The organism is Burkholderia sp. Ax-1720 (assembly GCF_011753035.1).
Taxonomy (GTDB): Bacteria; Pseudomonadota; Gammaproteobacteria; order Burkholderiales; family Burkholderiaceae; genus Burkholderia; species Burkholderia gladioli.
Genome location: NZ_VWWK01000130.1, coordinates 1 through 21,325 on the forward strand (window position 1 = coordinate 1; position 21,325 = coordinate 21,325).

Here is a 21,325-nt window from a genome sequence, read left to right on the forward strand (position 1 = left end):
GCCGCCCGCGCCCGCCATCAAGGCGCCGGCCGACGAAGCCCCGCCGTTCGACGATCCGTCCTGGTTCGACCTCGCGCCCGCGCCCGACGCGCCGCCGCCCGGCCTTGCGCCGCTGCCCTCGGCGCAGCCGGCCGCGGCGCTCGCTTCGGTCGCCGATCTCGGCTGGGACGAACTCGAGGCACGCGTGGCCGACTGCCAGCGCTGCCGGCTCTGCGAGAAGCGCACCCAGACCGTGTTCGGGGTCGGCGATCGCGAGGCCGACTGGATGCTGGTCGGCGAGGCGCCGGGCGAGAACGAGGACAAGCAGGGCGAGCCCTTCGTCGGCCAGGCCGGCAAGCTGCTCGACAGCATGCTGCATGCGCTCTCGCTGGAGCGCAGCAACAACGTCTACATCGCCAACGTGATCAAGTGCCGTCCGCCCGGCAACCGCAATCCCGAGCCCGACGAGGTCGCGCGCTGCGAGCCCTACCTGCAGCGGCAGGTCGCGCTGGTCAAGCCGAAGCTGATCGTGGCGCTGGGCCGCTTCGCCGCGCAGACGCTGCTGAAGTCCGACGGCAGCATCGCCTCGATGCGCGGGCGCGTCCACCAGTACGAGGGCGTGCCGGTGATCGTCTCCTACCATCCCGCCTACCTGCTGCGCAGCCTGCCGGACAAGTCGAAGGCCTGGGCCGATCTGTGCCTGGCCCGCGATACCTTCGGCAAGGCCACGGGCGGCGCATGACCGACGCCGCGCGGTCCGCACCGTGGGTGGGGCTGCGCGACGCGGCGGTGCGCGATCTGGGCTGGCTGCTGGCCAGCGCCGACCTGCTCGCCGCCTCCGCCGAGGCGCCGCTCGCGCGGCCCTGGGCGGATCGCGAGGAAGCCGCGCGCGTGCTGGCCTGGCTGGCCGCGCTCGACGCCGATCCGGCGCCGCTGCGGCAGGCCGTGGAAGCGGCGCGGCCCACCCGCCTGGGCCGTTATGCCGAAACCCTGCTGGCTTTCTTCGCCGCGCAGGCACCGTGCTGGCGCCTGGTCGCCGCCAACCTGCCGGTGCGCGTGAGCGGGCGCACGCTCGGCGAATGCGATTTCCTGCTGGTCTCCCCGCAAGGCGAGCGGCTGCACTGGGAACTGGCCGTCAAGTGCTACCTGTGCGCGGCCACGGCCGGCGCGGCGGCGCTGAGCGACTATGTCGGGCCCAACCTGGCCGATCGTTTCGACCTGAAGTACCGGCGCCTGGTCGACCACCAACTTACGCTTACCGAACGCGAGGAATTCGCCTTTACCGGGCAGGCCGGCCCCTGGGCCGCGAGCATGTTCGTGAAGGGCTGGCTGTTCTATCGCGACGGCGCGCAGCCGTTGGCGCCGGCCGCGCTCGATGCGGCGCATTCGCGTGGCTTCTGGGCCGCGCGCGGCGACTGGTCGGCGCTGGTCGCGAGCCAGCCGGCCGGCACGCGCTGGGTGGTGCTGCCGCGGCTGGCCTGGCTCGCGCCGCGCCGGCTCGAGGCGGACGACCCGCTGCAGCCGGTCGAGGCGCCGGCGCTGTTCGAGGCGGTCCTGGCACGCGAGGCGCCATCGCTGGTGGCGGCCCTGACGCAAGGCGAGGACGGCGCCTGGCACGAGATCTCGCGCGGCTTCCTGGTCGACGACGCGTGGCCGTCGCGCGCCTCGGCCTTCGCCGGCGCGGGACGATAAAAAACGCCGCGATCGACGCGGCGTTTTTTTTGATTCGGCCGATCGCGGCAGCGACCATCGCCAGGCGTTCACCGGCTGCTCACCACCACCGATGGAAATGATGGACCGGCCCGACGCCGTGCCCGACCTCGAGCCGCGTGCTGGCGGCGATCGCCTCGGCCAGGTAGTGCTTGGCGTCGATCACCGCGTCGGCCAGCCCGGCGCGTTGCGGGCGCAGTGCGGCGATCGCGGCCGACAGCGTGCAGCCGGTGCCGTGCGTATGGCGCACGGGGATCCGCGCGCCGTCGATGCGCAATTCGCCCTCGGCGCGGATCAGCCAGTCGGGGCTTTGCGCCGCGTCGGGAAGGTGGCCGCCCTTCATCAGCACCGCGCGCGCGCCGCGAGCCAGCAGCGCGCGGCCCTGCTCGACCATTCGCGCCTCGTCGGCGGCTTCCTCGCAGCCGAGCAGGGCGGCCGCCTCGGGCAGGTTCGGCGTGACCAGGTCGGCCAGCGGCAGCAGCCTGTCGCGCAGCGCGGCCACCGCCTCGGGCGCCAGCAGCGCGTGGCGGCTCTTGGAGATCATCACCGTGTCGAGCACCACGAAGGGCGGCGCGTGGCGCGTGAGCGCCGCGGCCACCGCCTCGACGATGGCCGCGTTGGCGAGCATGCCGATCTTCACCGCGTCGATGCGGATGTCCTCGAACACGGCGTCGAGCTGGGCCGTCACGAAGGCCGCCTCGGGCGCGTGCACGGCGCTCACGCCGCGGGTGTTCTGCGCGGTCAGCGCGGTGATCGCGCTGGCGCCGTAGGCGCCCAGCGCGGAGAAGGCCTTCAGGTCGGCCTGGATGCCGGCGCCGCCGCCGGAATCGGAGCCGGCGATGGTCAGGGCGTGCGGGATCGGGGAGAGGGTCATCGCGTCGGGGCCGGCCGGGCCGGCATGGCGGAGGGAGCGGCGATCGCGGCCGCTCCGGCGCGCGGCGGGTGCCGCCGCGCGAGGCGCCGCATCCGGGAATTCAGTGCCGGCTCTCGCCGATCAGCGCGACCGAGTCGAACTGGCGCTGGTTGGCGAGATGGCGGCGCATCACCAGCCACATGGTCAGGCAGACGAAGGTGCCGAACAGCACGATCACCACGCCGACCGGCACGTCGAGCCAGACCAGCACGGCGTACAGGCAGAGCATCACCAGCACCGACAGGTTCTCGTTGAAGTTCTGCACCGCGATCGAGTGGCCGGCCGACATCAGCACGTGGCCGCGATGCTGGAGCAGGGCGTTCATCGGCACCACGAAGAAGCCCGACAGCGCGCCGACCAGCATCAGGAACAGGTAGGCGACCACCAGGTAGCCGGGCACGTGCATGCGCCCGACCTGCAGCACCCAGTGATGGGGCAGCAGGTCACGCGTGTAGAAGGCCATCATCATCACGGCCACGCCCATCATGATGCCGACCGGCAGCACCTTCAGCGATTTCTTGAGCGGAATCTTGCTGGCCGCGGCCATCGCGCCGCCGGCCACGCCCAGCGCCACCACCGCCTGCAGGATCGCGCCCTCGGACAGCGACATGCCGAGCGAGACCTCGGCCCACTTCAGCACGATGAACTGCAGGGTCGCGCCGGCGCCCCAGAACAGAGTGGTGACGGCCAGCGAGATCTGGCCGAGCTTGTCGCGCCAGAGCACCACGAAGCAGTCGGCGAAATCGGTGACCAGGCGCCAGGGGCCGTGCTGCTGCTGCGGGTAGCGCGCGCCGGTATCGGGGATGCGCAGGTTGAACAGCGCGGCGACCACGTAGATCGCCATGATCACCAGCATCGCGGCCTCGGCCGGGGTGTTGATGGCCGCCGGCGTGTAGGCGATCACGTGGGCGGCGATGTGCGGGCTGATCAGCGCGCCGCCCAGCACCGTACCGAGGATGATCGAGCTGACCGTGGTGCCCTCGATCCAGCCGTTGGCGGCCACCAGCCGGTCGGGCGGCAGCAGCTCGGTGAGGATGCCGTACTTGGCGGGGGAATACGCGGCGGCGCCGAAGCCGACGATGCCGTAGGCGATCAGCGGATGGGCGCCGAACAGCATGATCAGGCAGCCGATCACCTTGATCGAGTTGGTGATGAACATCACGCGGCCCTTGGGCCGGGAATCGGCGAAGGCGCCGACGAAGGCGGCCAGTACCACGTAGGACAGGACGAAGAACAGCTTGAGCAGCGGAATCATCCAGTTCGGCGCGTGCAGATCTTTCAGCAGGGCGATGGCGGCGATGAGAAGCGCACTGTCGGCCAGCGAAGAGAAAAACTGCGCGGCCATGATCGAGTAAAAACCTTTTTTCATCTGAAGCGATGCTTTCCTCGCTGCGGCTCGGCCGCAGGGGCCGTGCAATCGGACTATCCCGTGCAAAATAGGTTGTGCGCACGGCTTTATATCATGAAAATACGGCAAATCCGACTAGCAAGAATCCCCGATCGTTCCGGGTTTGTCGCGGCACCGAGCCCACAAGGTGCGGTAAGCTGCTGATTCGCCTGCGTGTTTATGAAATTTCCTTATGCCGCGCCCGATTTCCGCCACGATTCACACCGCCGCACTTGTTAACAATCTCGCGGCCGCGCGCCGCTTCGCTCCCCGCTCGAAGGTCTGGGCGGTGGTCAAGGCCAATGCCTACGGGCATGGCCTGGCGCGCGCGTTCCCGGGCCTGAGGAGCACCGACGGCTTCGGCCTGCTCGACCTCGAGGAGGCGGTGAAGCTGCGCGAGCTGGGCTGGGCGGGGCCGATCCTGCTGCTGGAAGGCTTCTTCCGCTCGACCGACGTCGACGTGATCGACCGCTACAGCCTGACCACCACGGTCCACAACGACGATCAGCTGCGCATGCTCGAGACGGCCCGCCTGTCCAAGCCGATCAACATCCAGCTCAAGATGAACAGCGGCATGAACCGGCTCGGCTACGCGCCGGACAAGTATCGTGCCGCCTGGGAGCGCGCCCGCACCTGCCCGGGCATCGGCCAGATCACCCTGATGACGCATTTCGCCGACGCCGACGGCGAACGCGGCGTGGCCGACCAGATGGCGGCCTTCGAGCGCGGCGCCGAGGGCATCGCCGGCGCGCGCAGCCTGGCCAATTCGGCCGCCGTGATGTGGCATCCCGAAACCCATGGCGACTGGGTCCGCCCCGGCATCCTGCTGTACGGCGCCTCGCCCTCGGGGCGCGCCGCCGATATCGCCGGCGCCGGCCTGCAGGCCGCCATGACGCTTGGCTCCGAGCTGATCGCGGTGCAGAACATCGCCAAGGGCCAGGCGGTCGGCTACGGCGGCGGCTTCGTCGCGCCGGCGCAGATGCGCATCGGCGTGGTGGCCTGCGGTTATGCCGACGGTTATCCGCGCATCGCCCCGGAAGGCACGCCGATCGTGGTCGACGGCGTGCGCACGCGGATCGTCGGCCGGGTCTCGATGGACATGATCACGGTCGACCTCACGCCGGTGCCGGGCGCCGGCATCGGCGCGCGCGTCGAGCTGTGGGGCCAGGCGCTGCCGATCGACGACGTCGCCGCGTCGTGCTCGACGGTCGGCTACGAGCTGATGTGCGCGATCGCATCGCGCGTGCCCGTGCGCGCGGAATAAGGGCGGGCTCGTGGCGAAACAGAAAACGGTCTATATCTGCACCGAATGCGGCGGCCAGTCGCTGAAATGGCAGGGCCAGTGCCCGTCCTGCCATGCCTGGAACACGCTGGTCGAATCGGCCGCCGAAACCCCTTCGCAGCACCGCTTCCAGGCGCTCGCCAAGAGCGCGCCGGTGCAGCGCCTGGCCGATATCGACGCGGCCGACGTGCCGCGCTTTTCCACCGGCATCGGCGAGTTCGACCGCGTGCTCGGCGGCGGCCTGGTGGCCGGCGGCGTGGTGCTGATCGGCGGCGACCCCGGCATCGGTAAATCCACCCTGTTGCTGCAGTCGCTCGCCCAGCTGGCCAGCCAGCGCCGCGCGCTCTATATCAGCGGCGAGGAGTCGGCCGCGCAGATCGCCCTGCGCGCCCAGCGCCTGGCCCTGCTCGATCACGGCGGCGACGCCGCCGATCTCAAGCTGCTGGCGGAAATCCAGCTCGAGAAGATCCAGGCCACGATCGCCGCCGAGCGGCCCGACGTGGCCGTGATCGACTCGATCCAGACCGTCTATTCGGAAGCGCTCACCTCGGCGCCCGGCTCGGTGGCCCAGGTGCGCGAATGCGCGGCCCAGCTCACGCGCATCGCCAAGCAGTCGGGCACCGCGATCATCATGGTCGGCCACGTCACCAAGGAGGGCGCGCTGGCGGGCCCGCGCGTGCTGGAGCACATCGTCGACACGGTGCTGTACTTCGAGGGCGACACGCATTCTTCCTACCGGCTGGTGCGCGCCTTCAAGAACCGCTTCGGCGCGGTCAACGAGCTCGGCGTGTTCGCCATGACCGAGCGCGGCCTGCGCGGCGTGTCCAACCCGTCCGCGCTGTTCCTCTCGCAGCACGAGGAGGTGGTGCCGGGTTCCTGCGTGCTGGTCACGCAGGAGGGCTCGCGGCCGCTGCTGGTGGAGGTGCAGGCGCTGGTCGACACCGCCAACGTGCCGAATCCGCGGCGCCTGGCGGTGGGCCTGGAGCAGAACCGGCTGGCCATGCTGCTGGCCGTGCTGCACCGCCATGCGGGCATCGCCTGCTTCGACCAGGACGTGTTCCTGAACGCGGTGGGGGGCGTCAAGATTACCGAGCCGGCCGCCGACCTGGCGGTGCTGCTGGCGATCCATTCGTCGATGCGTAACAAAGCGTTGCCGAAGGGCCTGATCGTGTTCGGCGAGGTTGGGCTGGCCGGCGAGATCCGGCCTTCGCCGCGCGGCCAGGAGCGTCTGCGCGAGGCGGCCAAGCTGGGTTTCACGATCGCGCTGATTCCCAAGGCCAATGCGCCCAAGCAGCCGATCGAGGGGCTCACCGTGATGGCCGTCGAGCGCATCGAGCAGGCCATCGACCGCGTGCGCGGCCTCGAATGAGGGCCCGCCGGGGCGCTCGCGCACGGTAACTCCATGTAACGTTTCAGGGCGCGGCTGTAACTCGTCGCGCGGGTGTTTTCCCCTATGCTTGGCCGCAATGCGTCCCGCAGGTGTGAAAGGAAGGACCCGCCTTGAAACCGTCCCAGCAAGCCATCGACCAGCGCCTCTACAACCTGCGCGGCTGCCGCGTCTCGGAGCCGATCCGGCCACCCTTCGGGGGCGGCTGCCGGATCGTCGAGTGGGTCGACGACGAAGGGAGGATCGCGCGGCGCGTGGTGGCCGAGCACGTGACCGAGGCCGAGGTGGCCGCCACGATTCGCCAGCCGCTCGCCGGCCGCCGCTACCTGATGCACGACGACGAGCAGATGCCGCGCGAGACCCTGCCGCGGCGTTGAGGGCAGGGCGCCGCGCCCGCCGGTGGCGCGGCCGGGATGCTTCGGTATCCGATCGATCGAGACGGCTGGGTGCGCGACGTGAGCCGCGTCCTTCACATCGGCCGCGGCGTTCAGCCTGGCCGCGCGGCCTTCAGCCGATCTGTTCGAGCTGTTCCTGTATGTCGAGCCAGTCGAGCTCGAGCGCCTCGAGCCGGCCGCTCACCTCGCCGAGCTTGCGGATCGCCTCGGTCAGCTCGCTCTTCTTCTCGGCCGCGTAGCTGCCGGGGTCGGCCACGAAGCCGTCGAGCCGCGCCTTCTCGGCGTTGAGCGTCTCCATTTCCTTCTCGAGCTTGTTGATCCGCGATTGCAGCGGCTTTTTCAGCTGCGACAGACGCTGGCGCGCCTCGGCTTCCTGGCGCTTCTGGTCGCGGCGGTTGGCGCCGCCGGCGCTGTCGGCCGAGGCTTCGCCGCGTGCCGCCGCGCGCTGCTCGGCCGCGTGCTGCAGCAGCCAGTCGCGATAGTCGTCGAGATCGCCGTCGAAGGGCTGGATGCGGTGCCGGGTGACCAGCATGAACTGGTCGGTGGTGGCGCGCAGCAGGTGACGGTCGTGCGAGACCAGGATCAGGGTGCCGTCGAACTGCGCGAGCGCCATGGTCAGCGCGTCGCGCGTTTCGAGGTCGAGGTGGTTGGTCGGCTCGTCGAGCAGCAGCAGGTTCGGCTTGAGCCAGATGATCAGGGCCAGCGCCAGGCGCGCCTTCTCGCCGCCCGAGAACGGCGCGATCGGCGAGGAGGCCATGTCGCCCGAGAAATTGAAGCCGCCGAGGAAGTCGCGCAGCTCCTGCTCGCGCGTGTCGGGCGCGAGGCGCGCCAGGTGGGCGAGCGGCGAATCGTCGGGGCGCAGCGTCTCCAGTTGATGCTGGGCGAAATAGCCGATCGTCAGGCCCTTGCCGCCGCGCACCTCGCCCGCCAGCGGCGCGAGCGTGCCGGCCAGGGTCTTGATCAGGGTCGACTTGCCCTGGCCGTTGGCGCCGAGCAGGCCGATGCGCTGGCCGTTCTGGATCGACAGCGTGACGCGCTCGACGATCGGCAGCGCGCCGCCGTCCTCGCCGCGGTAGCCGCATTGCACGTCCTCCATCACCAGCATCGGATTGGGCGCCGAATCGGGCGTGCGGAACTCGAAGCTGAAGGCCGAGGCAGCGTGGGTGGGCGCGAGCCGCTCCATCTTCTCGAGCGCCTTGACGCGGCTTTGCGCCTGCTTGGCCTTGGAGGCCTTGGCCTTGAAGCGGTCGATGAAGCTCTGCAGGTGCTCGATGGTCTTCTGCTGCTTCTCGTAGGCGCTTTGCTGCAGCGCCAGGTGCTGCGCGCGCAGTACCTCGAACTGCGTGTAGTTGCCGCCGTAGCGCTTCACCTGGCGGTTCTCCAGGTGCAGCGTGACGTTGCAGATCGCGTCGAGGAACTCGCGGTCGTGCGAGATCACCACCAGGGTGCCGGCGTAGCGGTGCAGCCAGTCCTCCAGCCAGACGATCGCGTCGAGATCCAGGTGGTTGGTGGGTTCGTCGAGCAGCAGCAGGTCGGAGCGGCACATCAGCGCCTGCGCGAGATTCAGGCGCATGCGCCAGCCGCCCGAGAAATTGGCGACGCTCTCGCGGGTCTGCGCCAGCGTGAAGCCGAGCCCGAGCAGCAGCGCCTCGGCGCGCGCCGGCGCGGTGTAGCCGTCGGCGTCGGCGAACGCCGCGTGCGCCTCGGCCTCGGCCGCGCCGTCATGCGCGGCGGCCGCCGCGGCGATGCGCGCCTCGATGCGGCGCAGCGCGACGTCGCCGTCGAGCGTGTAGTCGAGCGCGTTGCGATCGACCGCCGGGGTTTCCTGCGAGACGTGCGCGATCTGCCAGGACGGCGGCATCGAGACGTCGCCGCCGTCGGCGTGCAGCTCGCCGCGCAGCACCGAGAACAGGGTGGACTTGCCCGCGCCGTTCGCGCCGACGAGGCCGGCCTTCTCGCCGGGGTTGAGGGCGAAGGTGGTGCCCTCGAACAGCGGCTTGGTACCGCGCGAGAGGCTGAACTGGTTGAAACGGATCACGACGGGAAGGGCTGGAGAAAACCGCTATTCTAGACTGCCCGCCGGGCGCGGGGGCCGCCGCGCCGCCGAGGCGCCGCCGGGGGGCTGTCCGTTCGGACGATTCACGCGCCGCGCCGGTTTCGCATAGACTGCCGCGATGGCGTCGAGCACGCCCGATCCAATCCACCGAAACCGAGCCTGGGAGTAAGCCATGTCGACCGATACCGTCTATTCATTCAACGCGAAAGCGCTCGGCGGCGAGGACGTGTCGCTCGATAGCTATCGCGACCGCGTCCTGCTGATCGTCAATACCGCCAGCGAATGCGGGTTCACGCCGCAGTACGCGGGCCTGCAGCAACTGCACGAGCGCTTGGGCAGCCGCGGCCTGGCGGTGCTGGGCTTTCCCTGCAACCAGTTCGGCGGCCAGGAGCCCGGCGACGCGGCGCAGATCGGCGCGTTCTGCGAGCAGCGCTTCGGCGTCAGCTTCCCGCTGTTCGAGAAGATCGACGTGAAGGGCGAGCAGGCGCATCCGCTGTTCCGCTGGCTGACCGAGGAGGCGCCGGGCCTGCTCGGCACCAAGGCGATCAAGTGGAACTTCACCAAGTTCCTGGTCGGCCGCGACGGCAAGGTGGTCAAGCGCTACGCGCCGCAGACCAAGCCCGAGGAGATCGCCGCCGATATCGAGGCGCTGCTCTGATCCTCGTGCCGCGGCGCTTCGCGCGCCGCGTTCAGAGGATCGGCGCGAACAGCCGCGCCACGTGCATCAGCACGCGCCGCCAGGCGCCGGCGCGCTGCACCTCGCCCAGGTCGACCTCGTCGGCCGCGGCGAAATCCTGGCTCAGCATCGCGTCTACGTCGGCCGCGAAACCGGCGTCGACGGTCAGCACCATGATCTCGAAGTTCAGGCGGAACGAGCGGTTGTCGAGGTTTGCGCTGCCCACCGCGGCGGCCGAGCCGTCGATCAGCACCACCTTCTGGTGCAGGAAACCCTGGCGGTAGCGGAAGATCCGCACGCCGGCGTCGATCAGGTCGCGCGCGTAGAGCTTCGAGGCCTCGAACACCACGTAGTGGTCGCGCCGGCTCGGGATCAGGATGCGCACGTCCACGCCGCGCATCACCGCCAGCTTCAGCGCCGCGATCACCGCCTCGTCGGGCACCAGGTAGGGCGTGGTGATCCAGACCCGCTCGCGCGCGGCGTGGATCGCCTCGACGAAGAACAGCGAGCCGGTTTCCTGCTTGTCGGCGGGGCCCATCGGCACCACCAGGCAGTGCATGTCCTCCTCGTCCAGCGGCGCCGGAGGCGGCGAGTCGACCGGCAGCGACTGCGTGGCCCAGTGCCAGTCCTCGGCGAACACATAGCGGATATTGGCCACCACCGGCCCGCGCAGCTCGATGTGGGTGTCGCGCCAGGGCGAGAGCCGCGGGTTCGCGCCCAGGTATTCGACGCCCACGTTGTGGCCGCCCACGAAGGCGCGCTCGCCGTCCACCACCACGATCTTGCGGTGGTTGCGGAAGTTCAGCTGGAAGCGGTTGACGAACTGCTGGTTGGTCGCGAACGGATGGACCTCGACGCCGCCGGCGCGCAGCGCGTTCACGTAGCGATGCGGCAGGTCGAAGCTGCCGATGCTGTCGTAGAGCAGGTAGCAGCGCACGCCGCGCGCGGCGCAGGCGATCAGCGCGTCGCGCAGCATGTCGCCTAGCGTGTCGTCGCGCACGATGAAGAACTGCACGATCACGCAGTGGCGCGCGGCCTCGATCGCGCCGAGGATCGCCGCGAAGGTCGCCTCGCCGTTCACCAGCAGCCGCACCGCGTTGCCGCCCACGAAGGGCATCCCGCCCAGGTGGGTCAGCGCGCGCACCGGTGCCAGGCCCAGCGCGTCGGCCGGCACGCCCAGCGAGCTGCCGTGCGTGTCCCAGCTGGAGGGGCGCGAGCGCGTGCGCAGCGCGGCCGTCTCGCTGCGGCGCGCGTCGACATAGCCCGAGAACTTGCTGCGGCCGAGGAACAGGTAGGGGATCAGCGTCAGGTAGGGCATCGCGGTCAGCGAGACCGCCCAGGCGATCGCGCCCTGCGAGGTGCGGGTATTGAGGATCGCGTGGCAGGCCGCGATCACCCCGAGGATGTGGGCGATCGCGATGAGGGTGCCGAGATGGAGCCAGTCGAGTTGCATCGGTGCTTGGAGTTCCGGGTGGTGCGTGGCGGCGGGTTTGCCGCGTGACGCATCTTGGCGATCGACCCGAGCGGCCCGCGATACGGCGGCAGGCTTGCCCGGGCCGTTCGGCCGGTCCCCCGGGCCGCCGTGCCGGGCCGGGGGACCAGCGCGGGATTCAGGCCGCGTGCGGCAGGTCGGCGGCGTGGATCAGGAACACGCAATCGTCGCCGGCGCTGGTCGGCAGCCAGATCAGGTCCAGGCCGCCGAAGGCCGCCTCGACGTTGTGACGCTCGTTGCCGATTTCCACCACCAGCACGCCGTCCTCCTTGAGCCACTTCTTCGCCTCGCGCAGGATGCGGCGCACGATGTCCATGCCGTCGTCGCCGCCGGCCAGCGCCATCTCGGGCTCGTGGCGGTATTCGTCGGGCAGCGCGGCCATCGAGTCGGCGTTCACGTAGGGCGGATTGCTCAGGATCACGTCGTAGCGCAGCTCCGGGTTGGCCAGCCGCTCGGTGGGCAGCGGCGCGTAGAGATCGCCGTGATGCAGCGCGATGCGATGGTCGAGCCGGTAGTCGCTGATGTTGATCTCGGCCACTTCCAGCGCGTCTTCCGACAGGTCCACCGCGTCGATCTCGGCATGCGGGAAGGCCTCGGCGGCGAGCACCGCCAGGCAGCCCGAGCCGGTGCAGAGCTCGAGCACCGCGCCCACCTGTTCCGGATCGGCCACGTAGGGCTGCAGGCCGTCGTCGAGCAGCTCGCCGATGAAGGAGCGCGGCACGATCACGCGTTCGTCGACGTAGAAGCGATGGCCGTGCATCCAGGCCTCGTTGGTCAGGTAGGCGGCCGGCAGGCGCTCCTCGACGCGCCGCTCGAGCTGGGCGAGCACCGCCTCGATCTCCTCGGGCAGCAGGCGCGCGTCGAGGAAGGGGTCGAGCGTGTCGAGCGGCAGGTGCAGCGTGTGCAGCACCAGGTAGACGGCCTCGTCGTAGGCGTTCTCCGAGCCGTGGCCGAACGTCAGGCCGGCGGCGGAAAAGCGCGAGACGCCGTAGCGGATCAGGTCGCGGGGCGTGCCGAACACGGCGGCGGGCGTGGCAGGGGTGGCGGGAGTGGTCATGGCGGCCTCCGTCAGGCGATCAGTTGTTCGAGCACGCGGCGGTAGACGTTCTTCAGCGGATCGATGAAGCGCAGCTCGACATGCTCGTCGATCTTGTGGATCGAGGCGTTGGGCGGCCCGAACTCGATCACCTGCGGGCAGATCCGCGCGATGAAGCGGCCGTCCGAGGTGCCGCCGGTGGTCGACAGTTCGGTCTCGACGCCGGTTTCGTCGTGGATCGCCTTCGCCAGCGCGACCGAGAGGTCGCCGCGCGGCGTGAGGAACGGCAGGCCGCTGATCGACCACTTCAGCTCGTAGTCGAAGCCGTGCTTGTCGAGGATCGCGTGGACCCGCGCCTGCAGGCCCTCCACCGTGCTGGCGGTCGAGAAGCGGAAGTTGAACAGCAGGGTGACGTGGCCCGGGATCACGTTGGTCGCGCCGGTGCCGCCGTGCAGGTTCGAGACCTGCCAGGTGGTGGGCGGGAAGTATTCGTTGCCCTCGTCCCAGCGCTCGGCGGCGAGCTCGGCCAGCGCCGGCGCGAGCAGGTGGATCGGGTTCCTGGCCAGGTGCGGGTAGGCGATATGCCCCTGCACGCCCTTGACGATCAGTTCGCCAGACATCGAGCCGCGCCGGCCGTTCTTGACCATGTCGCCGAGCGTGGCCGAGGAGGTCGGCTCGCCGACGATGCAGTAGTCGAGGCGTTCGCCGCGCTCGCCGAGCGCCTCCACCACCTTGACGGTGCCGTCGGTGGCCGGGCCTTCCTCGTCGCTGGTGATCAGCATCGCGATCGAGCCGCGGTGCTGCGGATGCGCGGCCACGAATTCCTCGCTGGCCACCACGAAGCCGGCCAGCGAGGTCTTCATGTCGGCCGCGCCGCGGCCGTACAGCTTGCCGTCGCGATGCGCGGGGATGAAGGGCGGCGAGGTCCATTGCTCGAGCGGGCCGGTCGGCACCACGTCGGTGTGGCCGGCGAACGCGAGCAGCTTGCCGTCGCGGCCCTCGGTGCCGCGCTTGACGGCCCACAGGTTGGTCACGCCGTGCGAGGCGATGGTCTCGCACTCGAAGCCGATCGCCGCGAGGCGCTCGATCATGATCTGCTGGCAGTGTTGATCGTCGGGCGTCACGGACGGGCGCGCGATCAACTGTTCGGTAAGGGCTAGGGTGGCTGACATGGTTCGGACCACTTTCGATGAAAAATGCCGGCGCGACGGCCGGCAGGTCGGGGCGCGCAAGCCGCATGGCCGGCGCGCCCGGTGCTTCGTGATGCGTGCCTCAGGCGGCGAACAGCGCGGCGTACTGGTCGGAGACGAAGCCGACCGCCTTCACGCGGCCGTCGACCTCCACCACCGGCCGCTTGATCACCGAGGGCTTGTCGAGCATCAGCGCGATCGCGCCGGCTTCGGTCTCGGCGCTCGCCTTGACCTCGTCGGGCAGGGCGCGCCAGGTGGTGCCGCGGCGGTTGACGAGGGTCTCCAGCGGCACGTCCTTCAGCCAGCCCTTCACGATGGCGGCGGTCAGGCCCGCCTTCTTGAAGTCGTGGAAGTCGAACGCGACGCCGTGTTCGTCCAGCCACACGCGGGCCTTCTTCACGGTGTCGCAGTTCGGGATGCCGTAGACGACGGTCGTCATCAGTCGCCTCGCAGCAGTTCGTTCAGGCCGACCTTGGCGCGCGTCTTGGCGTCGACCTTCTTGACGATCACGGCGCAGTACAGGCTGTGCGAGCCGTCCTTCGAGGGCAGGTTGCCGGCCACCACCACCGAGCCGGCGGGGATGCGGCCGTAGCTGATCTCGCCCGTCTCGCGATCGTAGATCTTGGTGCTCTGGCCGAGGTAGACGCCCATCGAGATCACCGAGTTCTCCTCGACGATCACGCCTTCCACCACTTCCGAGCGCGCGCCGATGAAGCAGTTGTCCTCGATGATGACCGGGTTGGCCTGCAGCGGCTCGAGCACGCCGCCGATGCCGACGCCGCCCGACAGGTGGACGTTCTTGCCGATCTGCGCGCAGGAGCCGACGGTCGCCCAAGTGTCGACCATGGTGCCTTCGTCGACGTAGGCGCCGATGTTGGTGTACGACGGCATCAGCACCACGTTCTTCGCGATGAAGGAGCCGCGGCGCGCGACGGCCGGCGGCACGACGCGGAAGCCGCCCGCGGCGAAGTCTTCCGCCGTGTAGTTGGCGAACTTCGAGGGCACCTTGTCGAAGAACTGCGAGTAGCCGCCGGCGGCCATCGGCGCGTTGTCTTCCAGGCGGAACGACAGCAGCACGGCCTTCTTCAGCCACTGGTGCACGATCCATTCGCCGTTCTGCTTCTCGGCGACGCGCAGCGAACCGCGGTCGAGCTGCTCGATGGCGTGCGCGACGGCCTCGCGGACCTCGGCGGGCGCGGCCTTGGGCGAGAGCTCGGCACGGTTTTCCCAGGCGGTATCGATGATTTGCTGAAGTTGTTGCGACATGTTGGTTGCTTCGCTGGAAGTTGGAAGAGGAATCGGGACGGTCAATACGGGAGCGGGCTCAGCGAGCCTGGCTGGCGAGAGCGCGGCAGAACTCGACGATGCGCCGGGCGCCTTCGAGGCATTCGGCGCTTTCGGCGACCAGCGCGATCCGCACGAAATCGCGGCCCGGATTCGTGCCGTGCGCGTCGCGCGCGAGATACGAGCCGGGCAGAACCGTCACATTATAGTCGGCGTGGAGACGCCGGGCGAACTCGGTATCCGACAGGCCGGTGCGCGCCACGTTCGCCCACAGGTAGAAGGCCGCGTCGGGCAGCGCCACGTCGAGCACCTCGGCCAGCAGCGGCGTGACGGCCGCGAACTTCCCGGCATAGAGGGCACGGTTCTCGCGCACATGTTCCTCGTCGCCCCAGGCCGCGATGCTGGCTTGCTGCCAGACCGGCGAGAGCGCGGCGCCGTGATAGGTGCGGTACAGCAGGAAGCGCTTGAGGATCGCCGCGTCGCCGGCCACGAAGCCCGAGCGCATGCCCGGCACGTTGGAGCGCTTGGACAGGCTCGACAGCATCACCAGCCGCTCGAAGCCGCGGCCGAGCCGGCGCGCCGCGTCCAGGCCGCCCAGCGGCGGCGCCGCTTCGTCGAAATAGATCTCCGAATAGCATTCGTCGGAGGCGATCACGAAGCCGTGGCGGTCCGACAGCGCGAACAGCTCGCGCCAGTCCTCCAGCGTGAGCACCGCGCCGGTCGGGTTGCCCGGCGAGCAGACGAACAGCAGCTGGGTGCGGGCCCAGACCTCGTCGGGCACGCTCGAATAATCGGGGGCGAAATTGCGCGCCGGATCGCTGTTGACGAACACCGGCTCGGCGCCCGCCAGCAGGGCCGCGCCCTCGTAGATTTGATAGAACGGATTGGGACAGAGTACGATCGCTGACTTGCCGTCGGCGCGCGGCGTGGCGTCGATCACGGCTTGCGCGAGCGAGAACAGCGCCTCGCGCGAGCCCGAGACGGGCAGCACCTGGCTGGCCGCATCGACGGATTCGATGCCGTAGCGGCGCTCGACCCAGCGCGCGATCGCCGTGCGCAACGCGTCCGAGCCCGCCGTGGCCGGGTACGAGGCCAGGCCGTCGAGCGAGGCCACCACCGCGTCGCGGATCAGCGCCGGCGTCGCATGCTTGGGCTCGCCGATGCCGAAGCTGATCGGGGCGTGCGCGGCGGACGGCTTGACGTCCTTGAACAGCGCGCGGAGCTTTTCGAACGGATAGGGCTGGAGCGTATCGAGTCGTGGATTCACGGGCTTGGGCTTCGGAGGCGGTTGGGGCCCGTCGGGGACGGGCTGGAACGAATCGGGCGGCGGCGCGGCGGCCGAGGGCCGGGCGACCGGCGGCGCGGGATGCGCGTCGCCTGGCTGGCGGGGCGCGAGGCGCACGCCGCGGGCCGGCCTGGTGGGCCGGAGCGGTCGATTATAGCTTGCCGCCGCGCGCCTCCGGGCCGGCGGCGCGGTGCCGGGGCCGGATCGGCGCGATGGTTGGCGGGATCGATAACCGGAAGCGCCGGCAGCCGGGCGGCCCGATAACCAGGATGGACAATAGCCGGGCGGCTCGATAACTCGACGCGCCGATGATCGGGCGGGCCGGCGCGGCGCGGCGCGAGACGATGCAACAACGGAAACGAGGGCAGGTGGGCGGAAATGAAGGGACATGAACGGTCGGCGCTGCCGACCCTGGCGATCCTGGTGGGCGCGTCGGTCTGGGGGCTGGTCTGGTATCCGCTGCGGATGCTGGCCGGGCTCGGCCTGACGGGCACCGCGGCCAGCGCGCTGACCTGCTTCTGCGCCTGCCTGTTCGTGGTGGTCTGGCGCCGCCGCGCGCTCGCCACGCTGCGCTGGCACTGGCTGCTGGCCGCGCTCGGGGTGGCCGCCGGCATCACCAACCTGGGCTTCGTCTGGGGCACGATCCACGGCGAGGTGCTGCGCGTGATGCTGCTGTTCTACCTGACTCCGGCGTGGACCGCGATCTATTCCCATTTCCTGCTGCGCGAGCGCCTGACCTGGGCCAGCGCCGCGCTGGCGGCGCTGTCGATCACCGGCGCCATGCTGATGCTCTGGTCACCGCGCCTGGGCCTGCCGCTGCCCTCGAACCCGGCCGAATGGGCGGGGCTGGCCGCCGGCCTGAGCTTCGCGATGAGCAACGTGCTGGTGGTGCGGATCTCGCGCGACCTGCCCGAGCTCAAGCCCGAGATGCGCACCGCCACGCTGTTCGCGGGCGGCGCGGCCTTCGGGCTGGCGGCGATGTTCGTGGAAGGCGTGCCGCCGCTGCCCGCGCCGCATGCCGTGACGCTGGCGTTGCTGCTGGCCGCCGCGATCGGCGTGGTCACCGCGCTCAACAACCTGCTGGTTCAATACGGGCTTGCCCGGGTACCGGCCAATCGCGCCTCGATCATCATGCTGTTCGAGATCGTCGTCACCGCGCTGTCGGCGTGGCTGTTCGCCGACGAGTTGCCGAGCGCGCGCGAGTGGCTCGGCGGCGCCTGCATCGTGCTCGCCACGCTGCTGTCGAGCCGCGTGCACAAGGCTCCGGCCCAGGCTCCGGCCGGCGACGCCGATCGCCGGGACGAGGCCCGCGCGATGGTATGATGGACCCGCTTCACGGGGCGGTCCGGCGCATGGCCGGGGCCCTTTGTCCGAATTCCGGGACGGGCGGCGCGAGCGATGCGCCGCCGGTTGCCGTCCGTTTCAATCCATATTCAATACCGATACCGACGTGCGACTGAGCTCGATCAAACTCGCAGGCTTCAAATCCTTCGTCGATCCCACGCATTTCCAGGTTCCGGGCCAGCTCGTCGGCGTGGTCGGACCAAACGGTTGCGGCAAGTCCAACATCATCGATGCCGTGCGCTGGGTGCTCGGCGAATCGCGCGCCTCCGAGCTGCGCGGCGAGTCGATGCAGGACGTGATCTTCAACGGCTCCACCACGCGCAAGCCCGGCAGCCGGGCCAGCGTCGAGCTGATCTTCGATAACTCCGACGGCCGCGCCGCCGGCCAGTGGGGCCAGTACGGCGAGATCGCGGTCAAGCGCGTGCTCACGCGCGACGGCACCTCCAGCTACTACATCAACAATCTTCCGGCGCGCCGCCGGGACATCCAGGACATCTTCCTCGGCACCGGCCTCGGGCCGCGCGCCTACGCGATCATCGGGCAGGGCATGATCGCGCGGATCATCGAGGCCAAGCCCGAGGAACTGCGCGTGTTCCTGGAGGAAGCCGCCGGCGTGTCGAAGTACAAGGAGCGCCGCCGCGAGACCGAGAACCGCCTGCACGACACGCGCGAGAACCTGACGCGCGTCGAGGACATCGTGCGCGAACTCGGCGCCAACCTCGAGAAGCTCGAGGCGCAGGCGGTGGTGGCCACCAAGTACAAGGAACTGCTGGCCGACGGCGAGGAAAAGCAGCGCCTGCTGTGGCTGCTGCGCAAGAGCGAGGCGCAGGGCGAGCAGCAGAAGCAGCAGCGCGCCATCGAGCAGGCCCAGATCGACCTGGAGGCGCAGACCGCCAAGTTGCGCGAGGTCGAGGCGCAGCTCGAGACGCTGCGGGTGGCCCACTACGCGGCCAGCGACGCGATGCAGGGCGCCCAGGGTTCGCTCTACGAGGCGAATGCCGAGGTCAGCCGGCTCGAGGCCGAGATCAAGTTCATCGTCGAGTCGCGCAACCGCGTGCAGGCGCAGATCGCCGCGCTGACGGCGCAGCGCGAGCAGTGGCAGGCGCAGGCGCAGAAGGCGCAGGACGATCTCGAGGAGGCCGAGGAAGCGCGCGCGATGGCCGACGAGAAGGCCGCGATGGCCGAGGACGAGGCGGCCGCCAAGCACGACGCGCTGCCGGCGCTGGAATCGCGCTGGCGCGATGCGCAGGCGCAGCTCAACGACGAGCGCGGCCGGATCGCCCAGACCGAGCAGTCGCTGAAGCTGGAGGCCGCGCACCAGCGCAACGCCGACCAGCAACTGATGCAGTTGCAGCAGCGCCACGAGCGCCTGAAGTCGGAGGCGGGCGGGCTCGACGCGCCCGACGAGGCGCAGCTCGAGGAGCAGCGCATGCAGTTGGCCGAGCAGGAGGAGATCCTGCACGACGCGCAGGCGCGCCTGGCCGATGCCCAGGAGACGCTGCCGCGGCTGGACGCCGAGCGCCGCGCCGCGCAGGAGCGCGTGCAGGCCGAAAGCGCCCAGATCCACCAGCTCGAGGCACGCCTGGCCGCGCTCAAGCAACTGCAGGAAAACGTCCAGACCGAGGGCAAGATCCAGCCCTGGCTCGACAAGCACGAGCTGGGCGCGCTGCCGCGCCTCTGGAAGAAGCTGCATGTCGAGCCGGGCTGGGAAAACGCCCTCGAGGCGGTGCTGCGCGAGCGGCTGGCCGCGCTGGAAATCTCCAATCTCGACTGGGTCAAGGCCTTCGCGACCGACGCGCCGCCCGCCAAGCTGGCCTTCTTCTCGCCGCCGCCGGCGGGCGAGCCGCTGGCCACGCCGGCCGGCATGCGCGCGGTGCTGTCGCTGGTGCGCATCGACGATGCCGGCCTGCGCGCCGTGCTCAACGACTGGCTCGGCTCGGTGTTCGTGGCCGACGACCTGGCCCAGGCGCTGGCCGCGCGCGCGCAACTGCCGGCCGGCGGCGCCTACGTGGTGAAGGCCGGCCACCTAGTGACGCGCTCGGGCGTGCAGCTCTACGCGGCCGATTCCGAGCAGGCCGGCATGCTGGCGCGCCAGCAGGAGATCGAGAACCTCGGTCGCCAGGTGCGCGCGCAGGCGCTGCTCGCCGACGAGGCGAAGACGGCCTCGATCCGTGCCGAGGCAGCCCACACGCAGGCCGCGCAGGCGCTCGGCGAGGTGCGGGCCCAGGCCGAGCGTGCCCAGCAGCGCGTGCACGCGCTGCAGATGGAGGTGCTGAAGCTGGCGCAGGCGCACGAGCGCTACACGCAGCGCAGCACGCAGATCCGCGAGGAACTCGAGGAGATCGGCGCGCAGATCGACGAGCAGCGCGCGCTGCGGGCCGAATCCGAGGCGAACTTCGAACGCTACGACGGCGAGCTGGCCGAGCTGCAGGCGAAGTTCGAGGACAACCAGCTCGCCTTCGAGGCGCTCGACGAGGAACTGAGCAACGCCCGCCAGCAGGCCCGCGATCTCGAACGCGCGGCCAACGACGCGCGCTTCGCGGCGCGCAATTCGGCCAACCGCATCGACGAGCTCAAGCGCAGCATCCAGGTCGCGCACGACCAGATCGAGCGCGTCGCCGCCTCGCTGGAGGATGCCCGCGCCGAACTCGAGACCATCAACGAGCAGACCGCCCACACCGGCCTGCAGGACGCGCTGGAAATCCGCTCGGCCAAGGAGCAGGCGCTGGGCGCCGCGCGACTCGAGCTCGACGACCTGACCGCCAAGCTGCGCGCGCTCGACGAGTCGCGCCTGGCCGCCGAGCGCGCCCAGCAGCCGCTGCGCGATCGCATCACCGAGCTGCAACTGAAGGAGCAGGCCGCGCGCCTGTCGGCCGAGCAGTTCAGCGAGCAACTGGCCGCGGCCGGCGTCGACGAGGCGGCCCTGCTGCCCAAGCTGACGCCGGAGCTGCGACCCTCCTACCTGCAGGGCGAGGTCACGCGCATCAACAACGCGATCGCCGCGCTCGGCCCGGTCAACATGGCCGCGCTCGAGGAACTGGCGGCCGCCAGCGAGCGCAAGATCTTCCTCGACGCGCAATCGGCCGACCTGCTGGCCGCGATCACCACGCTCGAGGACGCGATCCACAAGATCGACCAGGAAACCCGCACCTTGCTGCAGGGCACCTTCGACCAGGTCAACCATCACTTCAGCGACCTGTTCCCGAAGCTGTTCGGCGGCGGCCAGGCCAAGCTGATCATGACCGGCGACGAGATCCTCGATGCCGGCGTGCAGGTGATGGCGCAGCCGCCGGGCAAGAAGAACGCGACCATCCACCTGCTGTCGGGCGGCGAGAAGGCGCTGACCGCCACCGCCCTGGTGTTCGCGATGTTCCAGCTCAATCCAGCGCCGTTCTGCCTGCTCGACGAGGTGGACGCGCCGCTCGACGACGCCAATACCGAGCGTTTCGCGAACCTGGTGCGCGCCATGTCGAGCAAGACGCAGTTCCTGTTCATCTCGCACAACAAGATCGCGATGGAAATGGCGCAGCAGCTGATCGGCGTGACCATGCAGGAGCAGGGCGTGTCGCGGATCGTGGCGGTCGACATGGAAACGGCCGCCGGTTTTGCCCAGAATATTGGCTGAATGCGCGCGCCGCCTCGAAGCGGCGCGCCGGAAAAAGAATTCCTGATGGAGCATGCATGGACGAGTTGACACTCGGGTTGATTGGCGTAGGCGTGGTGGTGGTTGGCGGCATCGTGGTCTACAACGCCTGGCAGGGCGCCAAGGTGCGCCGCCGGATGCCGCGGCCGATGCCGCCCGAGGCCGCCGATACGCTGGCGCGCCAGGAGCGCGACGAGGATGCGCCCTTCATCGAGCCGGTGCGGCAGCCCTCGCCGGCGCCCGCGGCGGCGCGGCGCGAGCCCACG

Annotated in this window: 17 protein-coding genes and 1 pseudogene; 9 read left to right on the top strand and 9 right to left on the bottom strand. The window is 70.0% G+C overall.

Going from position 1 to position 21,325, the window contains the following annotated elements; translation table 11 throughout:
• Both F3J18_RS26820 and F3J18_RS26825 read left to right on the top strand, forming a co-directional pair.
• On the top strand, positions 1-721 hold a 721-nt coding region (locus F3J18_RS26820), incomplete at its 5' end, for a uracil-DNA glycosylase (protein ID WP_166915169.1).
• Positions 718-1,671, top strand: coding sequence for a DUF1853 family protein (locus tag F3J18_RS26825; RefSeq protein ID WP_166915171.1), 954 nt, complete (start codon positions 718-720; stop codon positions 1,669-1,671). The genes F3J18_RS26820 and F3J18_RS26825, both read left to right, overlap by 4 nt.
• Before the next feature lie 79 nt (positions 1,672-1,750).
• Here the strand turns inward: F3J18_RS26825 and thiD are convergent, their stop codons facing one another.
• Positions 1,751-2,563: a bifunctional hydroxymethylpyrimidine kinase/phosphomethylpyrimidine kinase gene (thiD, locus tag F3J18_RS26830; protein WP_166915172.1), complete on the bottom strand. Its 813-nt coding sequence runs from the start codon at positions 2,561-2,563 to the stop codon at positions 1,751-1,753.
• A gap of 100 nt (positions 2,564-2,663) precedes the next feature.
• Positions 2,664-3,971 carry a lysophospholipid transporter LplT gene (lplT, locus tag F3J18_RS26835; protein WP_013698535.1) on the bottom strand — a complete coding sequence of 436 codons (1,308 nt, stop codon included), beginning with the start codon at positions 3,969-3,971 and terminating at the stop codon, positions 2,664-2,666.
• Between the two features lie 211 nt (positions 3,972-4,182).
• Between lplT and alr the strand changes: the two genes are divergently transcribed.
• From alr to F3J18_RS26850, 3 genes are all read left to right on the top strand, one after another.
• Entirely contained in the window at positions 4,183-5,253 is a 1,071-nt protein-coding gene (gene alr, locus F3J18_RS26840; protein WP_025099319.1) for an alanine racemase, read from the top strand.
• A gap of 10 nt (positions 5,254-5,263) precedes the next feature.
• Positions 5,264-6,640 (top strand): DNA repair protein RadA, encoded by a 1,377-nt coding sequence (gene radA / locus F3J18_RS26845; RefSeq protein WP_013698533.1) that lies wholly within the window; start codon positions 5,264-5,266, stop codon positions 6,638-6,640.
• A 131-nt stretch (positions 6,641-6,771) separates the two neighbouring features.
• Positions 6,772-7,035, top strand: coding sequence for a DUF2866 domain-containing protein (locus F3J18_RS26850; protein WP_013698532.1), 264 nt, complete (start codon positions 6,772-6,774; stop codon positions 7,033-7,035).
• 130 nt (positions 7,036-7,165) lie between these two features.
• Here the strand turns inward: F3J18_RS26850 and F3J18_RS26855 are convergent, their stop codons facing one another.
• A complete protein-coding gene (locus F3J18_RS26855) occupies positions 7,166-9,091 on the bottom strand; it encodes an ATP-binding cassette domain-containing protein (RefSeq protein ID WP_025099320.1) in 1,926 nt (641 codons plus the stop codon).
• Positions 9,092-9,281: 190 nt separating this feature from the next.
• Between F3J18_RS26855 and F3J18_RS26860 the strand changes: the two genes are divergently transcribed.
• A complete protein-coding gene (locus F3J18_RS26860) occupies positions 9,282-9,767 on the top strand; it encodes a glutathione peroxidase (protein ID WP_025099321.1) in 486 nt (161 codons plus the stop codon).
• 31 nt (positions 9,768-9,798) lie between these two features.
• Here the strand turns inward: F3J18_RS26860 and cls are convergent, their stop codons facing one another.
• From cls to dapC, 6 genes are all read right to left on the bottom strand, one after another.
• Complete coding sequence (cls, locus tag F3J18_RS26865) at positions 9,799-11,238, bottom strand: cardiolipin synthase (RefSeq protein WP_036039810.1); 1,440 nt, start codon at positions 11,236-11,238, stop codon at positions 9,799-9,801.
• 157 nt (positions 11,239-11,395) lie between these two features.
• On the bottom strand, positions 11,396-12,334 hold the full coding sequence (prmB, locus tag F3J18_RS26870) for a 50S ribosomal protein L3 N(5)-glutamine methyltransferase (protein WP_166915174.1): 939 nt from the start codon (positions 12,332-12,334) through the stop codon (positions 11,396-11,398).
• An 11-nt stretch (positions 12,335-12,345) separates the two neighbouring features.
• Positions 12,346-13,485, bottom strand: coding sequence for a succinyl-diaminopimelate desuccinylase (gene dapE, locus F3J18_RS26875; RefSeq protein WP_025099324.1), 1,140 nt, complete (start codon positions 13,483-13,485; stop codon positions 12,346-12,348).
• Positions 13,486-13,585: 100 nt separating this feature from the next.
• Positions 13,586-13,942 (bottom strand): arsenate reductase, encoded by a 357-nt coding sequence (locus F3J18_RS26880; RefSeq protein ID WP_013698526.1) that lies wholly within the window; start codon positions 13,940-13,942, stop codon positions 13,586-13,588.
• Positions 13,942-14,769 carry a 2,3,4,5-tetrahydropyridine-2,6-dicarboxylate N-succinyltransferase gene (gene dapD, locus F3J18_RS26885; protein ID WP_013698525.1) on the bottom strand — a complete coding sequence of 276 codons (828 nt, stop codon included), beginning with the start codon at positions 14,767-14,769 and terminating at the stop codon, positions 13,942-13,944. The genes F3J18_RS26880 and dapD overlap by 1 nt, the downstream gene beginning before the upstream one ends.
• 58 nt (positions 14,770-14,827) lie before the next feature.
• Complete coding sequence (gene dapC, locus F3J18_RS26890) at positions 14,828-16,054, bottom strand: succinyldiaminopimelate transaminase (protein WP_166915176.1); 1,227 nt, start codon at positions 16,052-16,054, stop codon at positions 14,828-14,830.
• Positions 16,055-16,450: 396 nt separating this feature from the next.
• Here dapC and F3J18_RS26895 point away from each other — a divergent pair, with 396 nt between their 5' ends.
• The 3 genes and pseudogenes from F3J18_RS26895 to F3J18_RS26905 all read left to right on the top strand — a co-directional run.
• Positions 16,451-17,395 (top strand): DMT family transporter, encoded by a 945-nt coding sequence (locus F3J18_RS26895; RefSeq protein ID WP_166915179.1) that lies wholly within the window; start codon positions 16,451-16,453, stop codon positions 17,393-17,395.
• A 127-nt stretch (positions 17,396-17,522) separates the two neighbouring features.
• The gene (smc, locus tag F3J18_RS26900) at positions 17,523-21,041 is read left to right on the top strand and encodes a chromosome segregation protein SMC (RefSeq protein WP_166915181.1); all 3,519 of its coding nucleotides are present in this window, start codon (positions 17,523-17,525) and stop codon (positions 21,039-21,041) included.
• Between the two features lie 56 nt (positions 21,042-21,097).
• A pseudogene (locus F3J18_RS26905) lies at positions 21,098-21,325 on the top strand (cell division protein FtsZ); the annotation flags it as partial.

What these genes read in the sequence shown, in the direction of transcription:
- F3J18_RS26825 (WP_166915171.1), top strand. Translation starts at nt 718, where the DNA reads ATGACCGACGCCGCGCGGTCCGCACCGTGGGTGGGGCTGCGCGACGCG.
- thiD (WP_166915172.1), bottom strand. Translation starts at nt 2,563, where the DNA reads ATGACCCTCTCCCCGATCCCGCACGCCCTGACCATCGCCGGCTCCGAT.
- lplT (WP_013698535.1), bottom strand. Translation starts at nt 3,971, where the DNA reads ATGAAAAAAGGTTTTTACTCGATCATGGCCGCGCAGTTTTTCTCTTCG.
- alr (WP_025099319.1), top strand. Translation starts at nt 4,183, where the DNA reads ATGCCGCGCCCGATTTCCGCCACGATTCACACCGCCGCACTTGTTAAC.
- F3J18_RS26860 (WP_025099321.1), top strand. Translation starts at nt 9,282, where the DNA reads ATGTCGACCGATACCGTCTATTCATTCAACGCGAAAGCGCTCGGCGGC.
- cls (WP_036039810.1), bottom strand. Translation starts at nt 11,238, where the DNA reads ATGCAACTCGACTGGCTCCATCTCGGCACCCTCATCGCGATCGCCCAC.
- prmB (WP_166915174.1), bottom strand. Translation starts at nt 12,334, where the DNA reads ATGACCACTCCCGCCACCCCTGCCACGCCCGCCGCCGTGTTCGGCACG.
- dapE (WP_025099324.1), bottom strand. Translation starts at nt 13,485, where the DNA reads ATGTCAGCCACCCTAGCCCTTACCGAACAGTTGATCGCGCGCCCGTCC.
- F3J18_RS26880 (WP_013698526.1), bottom strand. Translation starts at nt 13,942, where the DNA reads ATGACGACCGTCGTCTACGGCATCCCGAACTGCGACACCGTGAAGAAG.
- dapD (WP_013698525.1), bottom strand. Translation starts at nt 14,769, where the DNA reads ATGTCGCAACAACTTCAGCAAATCATCGATACCGCCTGGGAAAACCGT.
- F3J18_RS26895 (WP_166915179.1), top strand. Translation starts at nt 16,451, where the DNA reads ATGAAGGGACATGAACGGTCGGCGCTGCCGACCCTGGCGATCCTGGTG.